Source organism: Thermosyntropha lipolytica DSM 11003 (assembly GCF_900129805.1).
In the GTDB taxonomy this organism is placed as follows: Bacteria; Bacillota; Syntrophomonadia; order Syntrophomonadales; family Syntrophomonadaceae; genus Thermosyntropha; species Thermosyntropha lipolytica.
In genome coordinates this window covers 1-13,209 of the sequence record NZ_FQWY01000011.1, presented here as the reverse complement: position 1 = coordinate 13,209, position 13,209 = coordinate 1, and the positions used below count along the sequence as shown (strand labels likewise).

Genomic DNA, 13,209 nt, shown 5'->3' with positions numbered 1-13,209 from the left:
AATTATTAACCTTGTACCTGTTTGTGCTTGGGATTTTCGCATATAACCATAACTTTTCCTTTGCGTTTTATTACCTTGCACTTTTCACACATAGGCTTTACTGATGGTCTGACCTTCAACTTTATTCCCTCCTTAATCAGCCTTACGGGACCTCTTATTTGAAGCGGTAGACTATGCGGCCACGATTCAAATCGTAGGGCGATAATTCTACCATTACTCTATCTCCTGGTAATATCCTTATAAAATTCATACGCATCTTTCCCGATATATGGGCGAGGACTTTATGGCCGTTTTCCAGTTCAACGCGAAACATAGCATTAGGCAATGGTTCTATAACCGTACCCTCGACCTCAATAACATCATCCTTAGCCATTATCAGACCTCCTTCCCATCTCTTTCTCTAGCTTCCTCAATCCGCTTAAGGTTTTTCCTGATTACATGGTTTTCCGGCATCTTGCCTTCCCTCAGATATGCCATGACATCTTCGGCTATCCAATTCGTAAACTGCAGATGTCTGCCATTCTTGAGTTTAGGCTTTTCTATCTTGCGCAGATCCCCATCAGCTATAAGGCAGTAATTTTCATTCACTACATCAACTACTACAAACAACCTGCCTTTATCTCTGCCCCGTTTAGATATAACTACCCGGCCTATCCTTTCATCCAAAGCAACCGCCTCCTAGTTTCTTAAAGTCAATATCTCTGGACCATCGGCGGTTATCGCAACAGTATGTTCGAAATGAGCGGAAAAACTGCCATCCAGTGTCCGGGCCGTCCATTGGTCAATATCCACATATACCTTATAGGTTCCCATATTAAGCATAGGTTCAATCGCTAGGGTCATCCCCTCTTTTAAGAGAGGTCCCCGATCAGGACGACCAAAATTAGGTACAGGTGGATCTTCATGCACACTTCGTCCTATGCCATGCCCAACAAATTCCCTTACTACCGAAAAACCATGCTTTTCAGCATAAACCTGTATAGTATTGGATATCACACCTAACCGATTACCAGGAACTGCTTTTTCTATTCCTCTATAAAGGGCTTCTTCGGTTATCTTTACCAGTTTTAAGACTTCAGGTGGCACTTCTCCTACCGGAACGGTAATGGCAGAATCCCCGGCAAACCCGTTAAGCATAACCCCAAAATCTATGCTTATAATATCGCCTTCTTTTAAAACTCTATCCGATGGTATTCCATGCACTACCTCATCATTTACCGATGCACAGATAACACCCGGAAAAGGACGGCCGCGCCGGGGATTAGGGTAATTCTTAAAAACGGGAATGGCTCCCCTTTTTTTACATTCATATTCCGCTATCGCATTAAGATTAGCAGTAGTTATCCCCGGCTTCACCTTTTCTTCCAGTATGCTTAAAATTTCCGCCACCGCTCTTCCAGCTTTGCGCATTTTTTGGATTTCCTGGGGAGTCTTCAGTATTATCATCCAAGATTCTCCAATACCTTCTTTATATCAGCAAAAACTTCTTCCGTCCCCCGGTTACCATCTATATTATAGAGGATCCCCGTTTTAGCATAATATTCGATAAGAGGATTAGTCTGTTCATTATAGACTTCCAGACGTTTCTTCACTATATCCCCTCTATCATCACTGCGGGCTACCAGTTCCCCACCACACCTGTCGCATACATTTTCCTTAGCAGGGGGATTAAATTTCAGATGGTAAACGGTTTTGCATTCTTTGCAGGTTACCCTGCCGGTCACACGCTCAATCAGTATTTCATCAGGAACCTGAATATTTATAGCTGCTTCCAGCTTTTTACCGATTTCGGCTAATAACTGGTCAAGCGCTTCCGCCTGCACTACGGTTCTAGGGAATCCATCCAGCAAAAATCCGCTTGCACAGTCAGGCTGCATAAGCCTTTCCTTAACTATGCCTATGGTCACTTCATCAGGAACTAATTTGCCTTCATCCATATACTTTTTGGCTTCCATCCCCAGAGGGGTTCCATTACTTACGGCTTCTCTAAACATATCCCCGGTAGAGATATGGGGAATAGGATAGGAAGCTTTAATTTTTTCTGCCTGGGTCCCTTTTCCGGCACCTGGAGGCCCCATTAAAATAATATTCACTGCCGATCATCTCCTGTTTTGTTTGATAAAACCTTCATAATTTCGTAAAAGGAGGTGAGCTTCAATCTGCTTCATAGTATCAAGGGCCACCCCAACTACTATAAGCAGGGCTGTTCCTCCAAACCATATCCCCTTTACTCCCGTTATGGCAATAACTATGGTAGGCAAGACCGCAATCAGAGCCAGGAAAACTCCGCCCGCCAGCGTGAGCCGCGACAAAACCTTATCAATATACTCGGCCGTAGGCCTTCCCGGTCTTATTCCTGGTATAAAGCCCCCATATTTCTTTAGATTCTCGGCTACATCCAGGGGATTGAATATTATAGCCACATAAAAATAGGTAAAGAATACAATTAAAAAGGCATAAAGTATATTATATGCCGCAGTTCCAAAATGGAAGTAATGGTTTAAAAACTGGTTAAGGCTGGACTGGGGATTAGTCCAGGAAGCTATCGTTGCCGGAAACATCATGAGCGACATAGCAAAGATTATCGGAATAACCCCGGCTGAGTTTACCTTGAGCGGCAAAAAGGTGCTCTGTCCGCCATATAACCTGCGGCCCACTACTCTTTTAGCATACTGAACCGGGATTCTTCTCTGCCCTTCATTAACGGCAATAATAGCAACTATTATCGCCAAAGCTATAACCAGGAACAGAATTATATTGAAAAACCCGATTATCCCGCCCGAAATCTGCTCAATGACGGCCGCAAACTCACCCGGCAACCGGGATACAATCCCAGCAAAAATTAAAAGAGATATTCCGTTGCCAATTCCTCGTTCGGTAATCATTTCCCCGATCCACATCAGGAATGCTGTCCCGGCGGTAAGCGATAGCGCAATCAGCAGATACGAACCTAAACCTGGATTTTCCAGAGCTCCATAGCGTCCTAAAGCAATAGACATCCCTATAGCCTGGATAAAAGCCAGTATAACTGTCCCGTACCTAACATATTGCGCAATGATCTTGCGCCCTTCTTCTCCTTCTTTAGACAGCTCTTCCAGGCGAGGAATAATAACCTGTAAAAGCTGCATTATAATAGACGCATTAATATAGGGTGTGATGCTCATAGCAAAAATACTGAACTTTTTAAATGCACCACCAGAAATTATATCAAAAAAACCAAACAGCTGGCCACCCAGGAGTTCCTGTATGGCTTGTGAATTTATACCTGGAACAGGTATATGAGCCCCCAGCCTGAAAACCAGGAGCATAAGTAAGGTAAATAATATCTTCGTACGCAGGTCTCCTATCTTTGCTGCCTGCCCTAAAGAGCCAAACATTAAATCACCTCAACCTTGCCGCCCCTGGCTGTTATCTTTTCTTCGGCCTGTTTGCTTACTTTATGCGCTTTGACGATGAGGCTTCTTTCTAATTCGCCATCACCCAGTATCTTTACCCCATCTTTTATCTTTCTTATCAAACCATTTTCGATAAGAAGTTCGGGCGTGACTTCTGTACCATCAGCAAAAATGTTTAAATCGCCAACATTTACAATGGCATACTCTTTCTTGAATATATTAGTAAAACCGCGCTTAGGTATGCGCCTTTGTAAGGGCATCTGGCCACCTTCAAATCCAGGTCTTACCCCACCGCCCGAACGGGCTTTTTGCCCTTTATGTCCGCGGGTAGAAGTTTTTCCGTGTCCAGATCCCGGGCCTCTTCCTACTCTCTTCGGACGCTTGTTAGCACCAGGTGGAGATTTTAGTTCATCCAACCTCACTATAAAACCTCCCTTTAAGTTTAATCTATTTCCTCTACCGTGAGTAAGTGTTTTACTTTATTTATTTGCCCTCTTATCTGGGGGCAATCTTCTTTAATTACTGACTGATTAAGTTTTCTAAGGCCTAAGCTTTTAATAGTCGCTCTCTGCGTTTGAGGGCAGCCTATGGTACTCTTACTCCAAGTAATCTTAAGCTTCTTAGGCAAGTTTATCCCTCCCTAATTCAATATCTCATCGATAGTTTTGCCCCGCAGTCTGGCTACATCTTCAGCTCTCTTCAGTCCTTTTAAGGCCTCAATAGTTGCATAAGCCATATTTATAGCATTATTGGAGCCCAGGGACTTGGTCAAAATATCTTTTACCCCGGCTGCTTCTAGAACGGCGCGTACAGCACCGCCGGCAATAACACCTGTACCAGGAGCTGCAGGCTTCATCCATATTTTGGCGGCTCCAAACTTAACTGTCTGCTCATGCGGAATAGTTCTGTCATCAACCAGAGGTACAGTAATCATATTTTTCTTGGCATTTTCTATTGCTTTACGAATAGCTTCCGGAACTTCCGAGGCCTTTCCTTTACCTACACCAACCTTACCCTGGCCATCGCCAACTACTACCAGAGCGCTGAAGCTGAATCTGCGTCCACCCTTTACCACTTTGGCTACACGGCGGATATTGATAACTTTTTCTATCATTTCCGGAAGAGCCTGTCTATTATCGCTCATCGTTTCCCTCCTAGCTCACACAGTTTATAGACTAGAAAATAAGCCCTTTTTCTCTTGCCGCATCGGCTAAAGCAGCTACTTTGCCATGATACTTATAACCGCTGCGGTCAAAAACTACTCGGGTTATACCTTGAGCTAAAGCCTTTTCAGCGATGGCAGCTCCTACCTTTTTAGCGGCCTCCATATCTCTGGTGGAAGGAAGCCCACGCAGATCCTTGTCTAAAGTAGATGCTGCTACCAGTGTAACTCCGCGCTCATCATCGATTATCTGGGCATATATATGATTAAGGCTTTTATAAACACAAAGCCTGGGAGCTTCGGCTGTACCAAAAACTTTTTTGCGTACCCGCTTATGCTTTATTTTCCGCAATTCATTCCTGCTGGGTTTTTTAAACAAGTCTCTCACTCCCTCCTAAACCTATTTCTTAGCACCGGCTTTACCAGCTTTGCGCCTGATCTGTTCATTTTCATATTTGATACCTTTTCCTTTATACGGTTCAGGCTTCCTTATGGCTCTGATATGAGCTGCAGTATTACCAACCAGCTGCTTGTCAATTCCCTTAACTACAATCTTGGTAGGAGCAGGAACTTCAAACTCAATTCCTGCCGGGGGTTCAACTTCTACGGGGTGGGAAAAGCCTATGTTTATCACCAGCTTTTTGCCCTGCATTTGCGCACGATACCCTACTCCGACCAGCTCTAAACGTTTTTCAAAACCGTTGGTGACACCTTCTACCATGTTGGCAACCAGAGCACGAACTAATCCATGATAAGCCCGGTTTTGTCTTGAATCATTCTCTCTCGTTACAATGAGCTGATCCTCTTCTCTGGTTATAGTTATATCACCTGGAATCTCCTGGGATAATACCCCTTTAGGTCCTTTCACCGTTATAACCTTGTCTTTTATCGTAACTTCTACTCCTTTGGGTAGACTGATAGGCTTTCTACCAATTCTTGACACGTATTTCCCCTCCTTCAGCTACCATATATAGCAGATTACTTCTCCGCCCAGGCCTAACTTGCGGGCTTCTTTATCAGTCATTACACCTTTGGAAGTGGATATGATGGCAGTTCCCAGTCCACCCAAAACTTTAGGAACTTCATCTTTCTTCACATATACCCTCAGCCCAGGCTTGCTTATCCTCTTAAGCCCGGTAATAACCTTTTCCTTATTAGGACCATACTTGAGGTATATTCTGATTATTCCCTGTTTGCCATCTTCAATATATTCATAATCCTTGATGTACCCTTCATCTTTCATAATTTTAGCAATAGCAAGTTTCATTTTCGAACTGGGTACCTCAACGGTTTCATGCATCACCATATTGCCGTTTCTGATACGGGTCAGGAAATCGGCTATGGGATCAGTCATGACCATATTTTATACCTCCTTTACAATAAAAGCCCTACCAGCTTGCTTTTTTAATTCCTGGAATTTCGCCTTTATGAGCAAGTTGACGGAAGCAAATTCTGCACATTCCGAATTTGCGCATATATGCTCTAGGCCGTCCACAAATCTTGCAGCGATTATATTCACGGACCTTAAATTTTTGCGGTCTCTGCTGTTTTATTATCATAGCTTTTTTAGCCATTTATTCTTTTACCCCCTATCTCTAAATGGCATTCCCATAAGTCTTAAAAGCTCACGTGCTTCTTCATCGGTTTTGGCCGTGGTAACAATAGATACTTCTAAACCTCTTATCTTGTCAATCTTGTCATATTCGATTTCTGGGAAAATAGTCTGCTCTTTTATTCCCAGGTGATAGTTGCCTCTCCCATCAAAAGCATCCGGGGAAACTCCTCTAAAGTCGCGTACCCGGGGTAGAGCAAAGTTTATAAGCTTATCGAGAAAATCATACATCCTTTCCCCGCGCAAAGTAACTTTACATCCAATAGGCATTCCTTCACGCAGTTTAAATCCAGCAATTGACTTACGGGCTCTAGTTATTACCGGTTTTTGACCGCTTATAGCCATAAGATCATTTACGGCTCCATCTAATGCTTTGGGGTTTTGAATAGCTTCTCCCACCCCAATATTAAGAACTACGCGATCTATTTTAGGAACCTGCATAATATTCTTATATCCGAACTTTTCCATAAGCTTAGGTACTATCTCTTGCTTGTACAGTTCCTTCAACCTGGCCATGTTAGTATTTAAGCCTCCTTTCCGGGAGCATTAGTCTATTATCTCTCCACATTTTTTACATACCCTTACCTTTTCTTTGTTATCCAGAATCTTAGCCCCTACGCGGGTTGGCTTATCGCATTTGTTGCAGATAAGCATTACATTCGATGCATGTAAAGGTGCTTCTATCTTGAGAATTCCTCCTTGCGGGAAAGCCCGAGAAGGTTTCTGATGTTTTTTCACTTTATTTACACCTTCGACTACCACACGATTTTCTTTAGGAATAACTTTTAAGACCTTACCTTTTTTGCCGGCGTCCTTTCCTGTGATAACCATTACATTATCGCCTTTTTTAATGCGCATATTTCACACCTCCATGCTTAAAGGACTTCCGGAGCTAGGGATACTATTTTCATAAAATTCTTTTCTCTGAGTTCCCTGGCTACAGGCCCAAATATACGGGTCCCTCTAGGATTATTATTATTGTCGATTATCACTGCCGCATTTTCGGAAAAAGATATATAGGAACCATCTTCACGTCTTATTTCTTTTTTGGTACGGACTACTACTGCTTTTACCACATCACCTTTTTTTACTATGCCTCCCGGGGTAGCTTCTTTTACGGAAGCTATTATAACATCACCCACGGTAGCATATCTTCGGGTAGATCCTCCAAGAACCCTTATGCATAAAAGCTTCTTAGCTCCTGTATTGTCTCCTACCTGAAGAATAGTTTCCTGCTGAATCATCGTGTAAACCTCCCTTCATGCTGCAGGCCTACTCTAAAGTCTTGGCTCTTTCGATAATCTCTACCAGTCTCCATCTCTTTTCCTTACTCAAAGGACGGGTTTCCATAATCCTTACCACATCGCCGACTTTAGCCTCATTATTTTCATCATGAGCCTTATATTTTTTACTGGTCTTTATTGTCTTTTTATATAAAGGATGCTGCTTGACTGTTTCTACCCTTACTACGATGGTCTTATCCATCTTATCACTTACAACAGTCCCCACCCTTACCTTTCTATGTCCACGGTTTTCAGCCACCCTTAGACCTCCTTTGTTTTAATTACTTTTGCGCAAGCTCTCTTTGCCTTAAAACCGTCTTGCACCTGGCAATATTTCTTTTCACTTCTCTTATACGCATGGGATTATCTAACTGACCGGTAGCCAGTTGAAACCTTAAATTGAATAATTCTTCTTTATAATCATCAAGCTTTTTCCGCAGTTCCTGATCGGTTAATTCTCTCATTTTTTTAGCTTTCACTAGCCTCACCACCCATTTCTTCACGTTTAACAAATTTGCATTTAACCGGCAGTTTGTGAGAAGCTAGCCGCATAGCTTCTTTTGCCACTTCTTCACTAACACCGGAAAGTTCAAACATAACCCTTCCCGGTTTAACTACTGCTACCCAGTGTTCAGGGGAACCTTTTCCTTTACCCATACGGGTTTCTGCAGGTTTTACCGTGATCGGACGGTCCGGGAAAATTTTTATCCACACTTTACCGCCTCTTTTTACATGCCTGGTTATGGCCACACGGGCAGCCTCAATCTGACGGTTGGTAATCCATCCTGGTTCTAAAGCCATAAGTCCATATTCGCCATAAGTTACTGTATTCCCCTTATTAGCCCGACCTGTAAGTTTTCTAGGTCTGTGCGGTCTTCTGTATTTTACTCTCTTCGGGGTAAGCATTAGTTATCTGCCTCCTCCACTACTTTCTGCGGGGGTCTCTTTTTTGCTTCCGGCAAAATTTCGCCCCGATTTATCCAAACCTTTATCCCGATTTTCCCATAAGTTGTGTTGGCTTCCGCAAATCCATAATCGATGTCGGCCCTCAAGGTATGCAGAGGAACTTTGCCATCGGAAATCCACTCGGTTCTTGCTATTTCAGCTCCTGCCAGCCTTCCGGACACGGCAACTTTCATCCCTACTGCTCCTGCCCGCATAGTTCTGGCTAAGGCCTGCTTCATGGCTCTACGAAAAGCAACTCTTTTTTCAATCTGCTGAGCAATAGTTTCCGCTACAATTTGGGCATCTAATTCGGGTTTCTTGATTTCCTGAATATTTATGCTTACATTTTTACCGGTCATCTTGGTTAATTCATCTTTCAGCACTTCAACTTCATTTCCGCCCCGGCCGATTATAATGCCAGGTTTAGCGGTATGAATAGTTACTCTAACCCTGTTTCCGGTACGCGCAATCTCTATGCGGGAAATACCTGCAACATAAAAACGTTCTTTGATAAATTTGCGAATCTTATAATCCTCATGGAGCAGATCGGTATAATCCCGGTCAGCATACCAGTTGGAATCCCAAGTTCTTATTACCCCAAGCCTAAATCCTTTCGGATGAACCTTCTGACCCACTATTTAACCTCCTTTTCCCTTAAAACAACAGTTATATGGCTGGTTCTGTGACGCCTCAGATCTGCTCTGCCATAGGCCCGCGGACGCATACGCTTGATAATCGGCCCTTCATCAACATATATTTCCGATATATATAAATCATCAGAATCCATATCATAGTTGTGTTCAGCATTAGCGATAGCAGATTTCACAAGCTTATAGATCATAGGAGCAGACCTTTTATTAGTATATTTGAGTATGGCCAATGCTTCGTGCACATCTTTCCCTCTAACTAAATTGGCTACCTGACGAGCCTTAAGAGGTGATATTCTGAGATAACGAGCAACTGCCCTGGCTTCCACAACGGCTGCCTCCTTTCTTATCTTGCTTTACTTGCTCTTTCATTCTTAGATCCTGCATGTCCTCTGAATGTACGGGTAGGAGCAAATTCCCCCAGCTTCATGCCTACCATTTCCTCGGTTATATAAACCGGCACATGTCTGCGTCCATCATGCACCGCAATCGTATGTCCAATCATCTGCGGCATAATAGTAGAACGCCGCGACCAGGTTTTTATAACCCTTTTTTGCCCGGATTCGTTCATGGCTTCTATCTTTTTCAAAAGTTTTTCATCACAATAAGGTCCCTTTTTAAGTGATCTAGCCATCTAAAGACCTCCTTAATTATTTGCGTTTCTTTACTATCATCTTATCAGAAGGTTTCTTCTTGCGGGTCTTACCACCAATAGCAATTTTACCCCAAGGAGAAACCGGATATTTTCTACCTACAGGAGCACGACCTTCTCCACCACCATGCGGATGGTCAACCGGGTTCATAGCTGCCCCACGTACCGTCGGTCTTCTTCCCAGCCAGCGGGATCTCCCGGCTTTCCCGATGGTAACATTTTCATGGTCGAGGTTTCCTACCTGTCCAATAGTTGCCCGGCAGTTTAAATGAATAAGCCGAACTTCTCCCGATGGCAGTCTTACATGAGCATAGTCGCCTTCCTTAGCCATAAGCTGAGCTACGGATCCGGCTGCTCTAACTAATTGACCACCTTTACCCGGTCTTAATTCGATATTATGAATAAGGGTACCTACTGGTATATCCCTTAAAGGTAAGGCATTGCCTGGCTTTATATCGGCATCAGGACCTGATTCCACTATATCGCCCACTTTTAATTTGTCAGGAGCAATTATATAAGCCTTATGCCCATCCAGATAGTGTAAAAGGGCGATATTAGCTGAACGATTGGGATCATATTCGATAGCAGCTACTTTAGCCGGAACCCCATCCTTAGTCCGCTTAAAGTCGATTATACGGTACAAGCGCTTATGTCCGCCGCCTCTATGCCTTACGGTAATACGTCCTTTGGCATTGCGGCCTGCCTTGCTTTTAAGGGGAACCGTCAAACTCTTTTCCGGCTCCTTTTTAGTTATCTCTTCAAATGACATAACTGTCATGTGTCTTCTGCTAGGTGTTACAGGTTTAAAGCTTTTTACCGGCATTTTACTTTCCCTCCTTACTGCACAGCCAAACACCTATTACATGCCTTCAAATAAACGTATCTTATGTCCTGGTTTAAGAGTAACAATAGCTTTTTTGCGGTCCGGGGTTTTCCCTTCAAACCTTCCCATGCGCTTGGTCTTGCCTTTTACATTCATGGTGCGCACTTTTTCTACCCTGACATTAAAAATCTTTTCCACAGCATTTTTTATTTCGGTTTTATTAGCCTTCTTATCTACGATAAAGGTGTATTTGTTGTCGGCAAGAAGTTCCATCGATTTTTCCGTTACCACCGGCTTAATTATGATATCACGAGGGTCCTTCATTATGCGAACACCTCCTCTACCTTGGCTACGGCATCTTTAGTTATAAGCAGGGTTTCATATTTCAAGAGATCATATACGTTTATAAAATCAGCTCTTAAAGGTTTAACCCCTGGTATATTGCGTGCGGATTTTACCACATTGCTATCGGCAGAATCCAGGGTTACCAGCAGAGTCTTTTTCCCTGCATTCAAAGCTTTTAAAACTTCTACCATTTTCTTGGTCTTAGGCTGGTCAAAAACCAGTTTATCAACAACAATTATGTTATTATCCTTTACTTTAGCTGATAAGGCAGAACGCATAGCCAGCCTTCTAACCTTCTTCGGCAAGCGATACGAATAATCGCGAGGTTTGGGTCCAAAAACTATACCGCCACCTCTCCATATCGGATTACGAATGCTACCTACACGAGCACGGCCTGTTCCCTTTTGTCTCCACGGCTTTTTGCCGCCTCCACTTACTTCTCCTCTCGTCTTGGTCGAAGCAGTTCCTACCCTTTTATTGGCCAGCTGCATCTTTACAAAGTCAGCCAGAACAGCTTCATTAGGTTCTATGCCAAAAACACTATCACTTAATTCGATTTCGCCTATTTGGGCCCCACTCATGTCATACAGTGCTACCTTAGGCATCCTCACAACCTCCTCTTTTCCAGTTCAGCTCAAGCAAAACTTTTACGCTTTAACTGAGTCTTTTATCATAACCAGACCTCTTTTGGGCCCCGGAATTGCACCCTTAATCAGGATAAGATTACGTTCCGGATAGACTTTTACTACCTTCAAGCCCTGAACAGTAACCCTTTCGCCACCCATACGTCCGGGAAGTTTCCGCCCCTTAAATACGCGAGCAGGCCCTTTAGCTCCCAGAGAACCTGGACGACGATGATATTTAGAACCATGCCCCATAGACCCGCGGGCAAAATTGTGCCGCTTTACTCCACCAGCAAAGCCTTTACCCTTGGAAGTCCCTACTACATCTACTATATCGCCCGGGGCAAAAATATCCACCTTGATTTCCTGCCCCACTTCATAAGCATCAGCATCACTTACCCTAAACTCTTTTATGAAACGTACAGGTTTTACATTGGCTTTTTTGAAGTGTCCCATAAGCGGCTTATTAACTTTCTTCTCTTTCAGGTTGTAAAAGCCTACCTGAATAGCGTTGTACCCATCAGTTTCCACTTTCTTTTTTTGAATAACTACACAGGGACCTGCCTCCACTACCGTAACCGGTATAGCTTTACCATTTTCATCGAATATTTGGGTCATGCCCACTTTAATACCCAGTATGCCTTTTTTTATATCTCTAGCCACTTTTTTTACCTCCTAACTTCTTGGTGATTGGTTGGAAGTGGGTACTCCAACTTCACTTTCTATGGACTCTTTAGCCTCAAGACCTTAACACCCACTAGTCTTTCAGCTTTTGCCTCAAGCCAGAATTAAAGCTTGATCTCTATATCTACTCCAGAGGGCAGATCCAGATGCATCAAAGCATCAATAGTTTTGGGGTTAGGATCTAATATATCAATGAGGCGTTTGTGGGTCCTCATCTCAAACTGCTCCCGGGAATCCTTATTTACATGGGGAGATCTTAAAATAGTATATACACTTCTTTCCGTAGGCAGCGGAATAGGCCCGGAAACCCGAGAACCATTCTTTTTCGCCGTCTCTACGATTTTCTGTGCTGACTGGTCAAGCAGCTTATGGTCAAAAGCTTTTAACTTGATTCTTACTTTCTGCTTAGCACTCACCCTAGCATTAACCTCCTTAACTTGGCTTAATTGTTACACGCAGCCAGGTGTTTTGCAGGAACAAACCTGATCGCTCCTCAAAAGAACGATCAGGTTTTCATCCTTATTCAATTATAGAAGTAACTACACCGGCTCCTACCGTTCTCCCGCCTTCTCTTATAGCAAATCTTAACCCTTCTTCTATAGCTATCGGGGTGATAAGTTCTATGGTCATCTGCACATTGTCTCCCGGCATTACCATCTCTACACCTTCAGGAAGTGAAATTACTCCGGTTACGTCCGTTGTGCGGAAATAAAACTGCGGCCTGTATCCGCTGAAGAACGGAGTGTGTCTTCCCCCTTCTTCCTTGGTTAATACATATACCTCAGCATTGAATTTGGTGTGCGGCTTTATGCTGCCAGGCTTGGCTAATACCATTCCTCTTTCTACTTCTTTCCTGTCCACACCTCTTAATAAGGTCCCTATGTTGTCTCCTGCCTGAGCAAAATCAAGCAGCTTCCTGAACATCTCTACTCCGGTACATACCGTCTTCTTGGTCTCTTCTCTTAACCCTACTATCTCTACTTCGTCCCCTACTTTTACTGTTCCTCTCTCTACTCTCCCGGTGGTTACCGTTCCTCT

General features: G+C 43.4%; 28 protein-coding genes. All 28 read right to left on the bottom strand.

Going from position 1 to position 13,209, the window contains the following annotated elements:
* Positions 1-5: 5 nt before the first annotated feature.
* Positions 6-119, bottom strand: a complete 114-nt coding sequence (gene rpmJ / locus BUB92_RS04415) for a 50S ribosomal protein L36 (protein ID WP_073090637.1) — start codon at positions 117-119, stop codon at positions 6-8.
* A gap of 35 nt (positions 120-154) precedes the next feature.
* A complete protein-coding gene (gene infA, locus BUB92_RS04410; RefSeq protein ID WP_073090634.1) occupies positions 155-373 on the bottom strand; it encodes a translation initiation factor IF-1 in 219 nt (72 codons plus the stop codon).
* 2 nt (positions 374-375) lie between these two features.
* Positions 376-666, bottom strand: coding sequence for a KOW domain-containing RNA-binding protein (locus BUB92_RS04405; RefSeq protein ID WP_073090631.1), 291 nt, complete (start codon positions 664-666; stop codon positions 376-378).
* 12 nt (positions 667-678) lie between these two features.
* Complete coding sequence (gene map, locus BUB92_RS04400; protein WP_073090628.1) at positions 679-1,446, bottom strand: type I methionyl aminopeptidase; 768 nt, start codon at positions 1,444-1,446, stop codon at positions 679-681.
* On the bottom strand, positions 1,443-2,093 hold the full coding sequence (locus tag BUB92_RS04395; protein ID WP_073090625.1) for an adenylate kinase: 651 nt from the start codon (positions 2,091-2,093) through the stop codon (positions 1,443-1,445). Before BUB92_RS04395 ends, map begins: the two co-directional genes overlap by 4 nt.
* Before the next feature lie 6 nt (positions 2,094-2,099).
* Positions 2,100-3,377, bottom strand: a complete 1,278-nt coding sequence (gene secY / locus BUB92_RS04390) for a preprotein translocase subunit SecY (protein ID WP_073090622.1) — start codon at positions 3,375-3,377, stop codon at positions 2,100-2,102.
* Positions 3,377-3,817 (bottom strand): 50S ribosomal protein L15, encoded by a 441-nt coding sequence (rplO, locus tag BUB92_RS04385; protein ID WP_073090619.1) that lies wholly within the window; start codon positions 3,815-3,817, stop codon positions 3,377-3,379. The genes secY and rplO overlap by 1 nt, the downstream gene beginning before the upstream one ends.
* 20 nt (positions 3,818-3,837) lie before the next feature.
* Positions 3,838-4,023 (bottom strand): 50S ribosomal protein L30, encoded by a 186-nt coding sequence (rpmD, locus tag BUB92_RS04380; RefSeq protein WP_073090616.1) that lies wholly within the window; start codon positions 4,021-4,023, stop codon positions 3,838-3,840.
* Between the two features lie 12 nt (positions 4,024-4,035).
* Positions 4,036-4,539 (bottom strand): 30S ribosomal protein S5, encoded by a 504-nt coding sequence (rpsE, locus tag BUB92_RS04375; protein WP_073090613.1) that lies wholly within the window; start codon positions 4,537-4,539, stop codon positions 4,036-4,038.
* Between the two features lie 31 nt (positions 4,540-4,570).
* Positions 4,571-4,936 carry a 50S ribosomal protein L18 gene (gene rplR / locus BUB92_RS04370; protein WP_073090610.1) on the bottom strand — a complete coding sequence of 122 codons (366 nt, stop codon included), beginning with the start codon at positions 4,934-4,936 and terminating at the stop codon, positions 4,571-4,573.
* A 21-nt stretch (positions 4,937-4,957) separates the two neighbouring features.
* A complete protein-coding gene (rplF, locus tag BUB92_RS04365) occupies positions 4,958-5,500 on the bottom strand; it encodes a 50S ribosomal protein L6 (RefSeq protein ID WP_073090606.1) in 543 nt (180 codons plus the stop codon).
* A gap of 18 nt (positions 5,501-5,518) precedes the next feature.
* Positions 5,519-5,917, bottom strand: coding sequence for a 30S ribosomal protein S8 (gene rpsH, locus BUB92_RS04360; protein WP_073090603.1), 399 nt, complete (start codon positions 5,915-5,917; stop codon positions 5,519-5,521).
* A 28-nt stretch (positions 5,918-5,945) separates the two neighbouring features.
* Complete coding sequence (locus BUB92_RS04355) at positions 5,946-6,131, bottom strand: type Z 30S ribosomal protein S14 (protein ID WP_073090600.1); 186 nt, start codon at positions 6,129-6,131, stop codon at positions 5,946-5,948.
* An 8-nt stretch (positions 6,132-6,139) separates the two neighbouring features.
* Complete coding sequence (rplE, locus tag BUB92_RS04350; protein ID WP_073090597.1) at positions 6,140-6,685, bottom strand: 50S ribosomal protein L5; 546 nt, start codon at positions 6,683-6,685, stop codon at positions 6,140-6,142.
* Between the two features lie 30 nt (positions 6,686-6,715).
* Positions 6,716-7,027, bottom strand: a complete 312-nt coding sequence (gene rplX, locus BUB92_RS04345) for a 50S ribosomal protein L24 (RefSeq protein ID WP_073090594.1) — start codon at positions 7,025-7,027, stop codon at positions 6,716-6,718.
* A 17-nt stretch (positions 7,028-7,044) separates the two neighbouring features.
* Entirely contained in the window at positions 7,045-7,413 is a 369-nt protein-coding gene (rplN, locus tag BUB92_RS04340) for a 50S ribosomal protein L14 (RefSeq protein ID WP_073090591.1), read from the bottom strand.
* A 28-nt stretch (positions 7,414-7,441) separates the two neighbouring features.
* A complete protein-coding gene (rpsQ, locus tag BUB92_RS04335; RefSeq protein ID WP_073090589.1) occupies positions 7,442-7,711 on the bottom strand; it encodes a 30S ribosomal protein S17 in 270 nt (89 codons plus the stop codon).
* A gap of 22 nt (positions 7,712-7,733) precedes the next feature.
* Positions 7,734-7,931 (bottom strand): 50S ribosomal protein L29, encoded by a 198-nt coding sequence (gene rpmC, locus BUB92_RS04330; protein ID WP_073090586.1) that lies wholly within the window; start codon positions 7,929-7,931, stop codon positions 7,734-7,736.
* Positions 7,921-8,358, bottom strand: a complete 438-nt coding sequence (gene rplP / locus BUB92_RS04325) for a 50S ribosomal protein L16 (RefSeq protein WP_073090583.1) — start codon at positions 8,356-8,358, stop codon at positions 7,921-7,923. The genes rpmC and rplP overlap by 11 nt, the downstream gene beginning before the upstream one ends.
* Entirely contained in the window at positions 8,358-9,032 is a 675-nt protein-coding gene (rpsC, locus tag BUB92_RS04320; protein ID WP_073090580.1) for a 30S ribosomal protein S3, read from the bottom strand. Before rpsC ends, rplP begins: the two co-directional genes overlap by 1 nt.
* The gene (gene rplV, locus BUB92_RS04315) at positions 9,032-9,373 is read right to left on the bottom strand and encodes a 50S ribosomal protein L22 (RefSeq protein ID WP_073090578.1); all 342 of its coding nucleotides are present in this window, start codon (positions 9,371-9,373) and stop codon (positions 9,032-9,034) included. The genes rpsC and rplV overlap by 1 nt, the downstream gene beginning before the upstream one ends.
* 17 nt (positions 9,374-9,390) lie before the next feature.
* Positions 9,391-9,678: a 30S ribosomal protein S19 gene (gene rpsS, locus BUB92_RS04310; protein ID WP_073090575.1), complete on the bottom strand. Its 288-nt coding sequence runs from the start codon at positions 9,676-9,678 to the stop codon at positions 9,391-9,393.
* A 16-nt stretch (positions 9,679-9,694) separates the two neighbouring features.
* Positions 9,695-10,519 (bottom strand): 50S ribosomal protein L2, encoded by an 825-nt coding sequence (rplB, locus tag BUB92_RS04305; protein WP_073090573.1) that lies wholly within the window; start codon positions 10,517-10,519, stop codon positions 9,695-9,697.
* 36 nt (positions 10,520-10,555) lie between these two features.
* Positions 10,556-10,843, bottom strand: a complete 288-nt coding sequence (rplW, locus tag BUB92_RS04300; protein WP_073090570.1) for a 50S ribosomal protein L23 — start codon at positions 10,841-10,843, stop codon at positions 10,556-10,558.
* Positions 10,843-11,469, bottom strand: a complete 627-nt coding sequence (gene rplD / locus BUB92_RS04295) for a 50S ribosomal protein L4 (RefSeq protein WP_073090568.1) — start codon at positions 11,467-11,469, stop codon at positions 10,843-10,845. The genes rplW and rplD overlap by 1 nt, the downstream gene beginning before the upstream one ends.
* Positions 11,470-11,511: 42 nt before the next feature.
* Positions 11,512-12,138: a 50S ribosomal protein L3 gene (gene rplC, locus BUB92_RS04290; protein WP_073090763.1), complete on the bottom strand. Its 627-nt coding sequence runs from the start codon at positions 12,136-12,138 to the stop codon at positions 11,512-11,514.
* A gap of 137 nt (positions 12,139-12,275) precedes the next feature.
* Positions 12,276-12,587 carry a 30S ribosomal protein S10 gene (gene rpsJ / locus BUB92_RS04285; RefSeq protein ID WP_073090566.1) on the bottom strand — a complete coding sequence of 104 codons (312 nt, stop codon included), beginning with the start codon at positions 12,585-12,587 and terminating at the stop codon, positions 12,276-12,278.
* Positions 12,588-12,690: 103 nt separating this feature from the next.
* A partial coding sequence (locus BUB92_RS04280) for an EF-Tu C-terminal domain-related protein (RefSeq protein ID WP_242939001.1) occupies positions 12,691-13,209 on the bottom strand: 519 nt, incomplete at its 5' end.

What these genes read in the sequence shown, in the direction of transcription:
- rplX (WP_073090594.1), bottom strand. Translation starts at nt 7,027, where the DNA reads ATGCGCATTAAAAAAGGCGATAATGTAATGGTTATCACAGGAAAGGAC.
- rplW (WP_073090570.1), bottom strand. Translation starts at nt 10,843, where the DNA reads ATGAAGGACCCTCGTGATATCATAATTAAGCCGGTGGTAACGGAAAAA.
- BUB92_RS04355 (WP_073090600.1), bottom strand. Translation starts at nt 6,131, where the DNA reads ATGGCTAAAAAAGCTATGATAATAAAACAGCAGAGACCGCAAAAATTT.
- rplE (WP_073090597.1), bottom strand. Translation starts at nt 6,685, where the DNA reads ATGGCCAGGTTGAAGGAACTGTACAAGCAAGAGATAGTACCTAAGCTT.
- infA (WP_073090634.1), bottom strand. Translation starts at nt 373, where the DNA reads ATGGCTAAGGATGATGTTATTGAGGTCGAGGGTACGGTTATAGAACCA.
- rplP (WP_073090583.1), bottom strand. Translation starts at nt 8,358, where the DNA reads ATGCTTACCCCGAAGAGAGTAAAATACAGAAGACCGCACAGACCTAGA.
- rpsE (WP_073090613.1), bottom strand. Translation starts at nt 4,539, where the DNA reads ATGAGCGATAATAGACAGGCTCTTCCGGAAATGATAGAAAAAGTTATC.
- rpsS (WP_073090575.1), bottom strand. Translation starts at nt 9,678, where the DNA reads ATGGCTAGATCACTTAAAAAGGGACCTTATTGTGATGAAAAACTTTTG.
- secY (WP_073090622.1), bottom strand. Translation starts at nt 3,377, where the DNA reads ATGTTTGGCTCTTTAGGGCAGGCAGCAAAGATAGGAGACCTGCGTACG.
- rpsH (WP_073090603.1), bottom strand. Translation starts at nt 5,917, where the DNA reads ATGGTCATGACTGATCCCATAGCCGATTTCCTGACCCGTATCAGAAAC.
- map (WP_073090628.1), bottom strand. Translation starts at nt 1,446, where the DNA reads ATGATAATACTGAAGACTCCCCAGGAAATCCAAAAAATGCGCAAAGCT.
- rplB (WP_073090573.1), bottom strand. Translation starts at nt 10,519, where the DNA reads ATGCCGGTAAAAAGCTTTAAACCTGTAACACCTAGCAGAAGACACATG.
- rplN (WP_073090591.1), bottom strand. Translation starts at nt 7,413, where the DNA reads ATGATTCAGCAGGAAACTATTCTTCAGGTAGGAGACAATACAGGAGCT.
- rplD (WP_073090568.1), bottom strand. Translation starts at nt 11,469, where the DNA reads ATGCCTAAGGTAGCACTGTATGACATGAGTGGGGCCCAAATAGGCGAA.